We start from the raw sequence: 1,732 nt of genomic DNA, 5'->3' as shown, positions 1-1,732 counted from the left end.
GGAATGCAGATGACCATGGAGGGCTTGACCAGCCGCAGCCCGGTAATGGCCTTGCGCACAAAGTAGGAGATCATTTCGCGGGTGATGTCGAAGTCGGCGATGACGCCGTCCTTCATGGGGCGCACGGCCTTGATGCGCTGGGGGGTGCGGCCCAGATATTCCTTGGCTGAAGCGCCTACGGCGAGAACAGAATTCTTGTGCGTATCTATGGCCACCACCGATGGTTCATTGATCACAATGCCATCCGCCCTGGTGTAAAGCAGGGTGTTGGCAGTGCCAAGATCCATGGCAATGTCTTTGGACAAGAATCTGAAGAAACGCCGTAGAATCATGTTTAGTATTCTTTTGTTGGCGGAATGGGCGCGGTGTCGGGGTCATAGGCCTGAGGGCCGTCGTTGTGCACCCGCGCTCGGGGCAGCATGGTTCTGAGCCGCATTTTGAGATACAGATTTTCCAGAAACAGGGCCAGGTGATCCACAGACTGACGCACAAAACTGCGCAGGGATTCGTCTATCTGGCGAGGATTGGTGTGCGCAAGGCAAAGCACGCCGCGCGTGCTCTTGTTGACCATAACCGGCATGCATATGGCAGCCTGAAAATCGGGCATATCCGGCAGTTTGCCAAAGAGCACAGTGGAGGGCGCGCCCTCGACGCCTTCGGCTATCACCGGCTGATCGTTGCGAAAAACCCAGCCTGTGATGCCGCTGCCCATGGGCAGAATAAGCGGTTCCTCGCCGGTCAGCAGCAGACGGGCCGATTCGCTCTCAACGCAATATGTTTCGCCCGGTTCGTCCACCGAGGCAAAGGCGCAGTAATCAAAGCCCGTGGCTTCAACCATGATGCGCAGATAATTTTGCAAAAACTGGGGCCAGCGCTTGTAGCGAAAGCGCAGATCCTGAATGACGGACAATTCCGCAAAATAACGCGGAATATCCCCGGCAAGCTCCTGCCGGCCGGTGGAACCCTGCTGACGCGAGATAAGCTCTGCGAACATTTGCAGGATCTTGTGGTCTTTGTCAGAAAAAGAGTACTGTCGCTTGCTGTCAACGCAGAGCGCGCCGCCGGTGGGCACCGGGCAGCCCATAAAGGCCTTGATGTTGGCCTCTTCGCCGCCGGTGTAGTAACCAAGATTGCTCTGGCGCTGGTCAAAATTCGGCACAAGCAGAGGTTGCCGGTTACGAACAATCCAGCCGACAAGGCCCTTGCCGGGCAGCACCGATGCATTGGACGCAATCCTTTCACCCAGGCTGAAGGCAGCCGCAAGGTGGTGCGCTTCGCCTTCTTCGTCAGGCAGAAAAAGGACTACGGAATAAGCGTCAAAAACGCTGCAAACGATGCTCAGAATATGCTTTTCAACAGAGTTGGCGGTCATGGGCACATGGGGTTGATGGTGATGCCGCCCACAGGCGTGACGGCTCTCGGGTAACGCATTTCTTGTAGCAAAGGGCATGCGCCGCCGCAACTTCTTTTGCGCTGCTCGTGCTCATTGTTCCGCTGCCGAGGCCTTGGCAGGCAGCGGCTGTACCCCTTACATCCGGCTTGGCAGGCCCGGTTGATGCCGTTTTTCGGGGAACCTGCATCATTCCCACTGGAAAATATTCTGAAAAGCAGGTAGTAAATAACAAATTTCTATAAGGGATGTGCGGATGATTAAATGGCAAGAGGTATTCAGCAAGGACGGTCTGCCCTGGCAGGACGCTACCCAGTTGTCCTCTTCGATTGCCGTAAGCGA

General features: G+C 56.0%; 3 protein-coding genes. All 3 read right to left on the bottom strand.

Going from position 1 to position 1,732, the window contains the following annotated elements; genetic code table 11:
* Nucleotides 1–332: rod shape-determining protein (locus VEZ52_RS08560; RefSeq protein ID WP_324836454.1), on the bottom strand; the 332-nt coding region annotated here is incomplete at its 3' end.
* Between the two features lie 2 nt (nt 333–334).
* Complete coding sequence (locus VEZ52_RS08555; protein WP_324836453.1) at nt 335–1,372, bottom strand: GAF domain-containing protein; 1,038 nt, start codon at nt 1,370–1,372, stop codon at nt 335–337.
* On the bottom strand, nt 1,353–1,732 hold a 380-nt coding region (locus VEZ52_RS08550), incomplete at its 5' end, for a hypothetical protein (protein WP_324836452.1). The genes VEZ52_RS08550 and VEZ52_RS08555, both read right to left, overlap by 20 nt.

The sequence above is a fragment of the Desulfovibrio sp. genome, assembly GCF_035644575.1.
GTDB lineage: Bacteria > Desulfobacterota > Desulfovibrionia > Desulfovibrionales > Desulfovibrionaceae > Desulfovibrio.
This window is presented reverse-complemented; position numbering and strand designations above follow the sequence as displayed.

What these genes read in the sequence shown, in the direction of transcription:
- VEZ52_RS08555 (WP_324836453.1), bottom strand. Translation starts at nt 1,372, where the DNA reads ATGACCGCCAACTCTGTTGAAAAGCATATTCTGAGCATCGTTTGCAGC.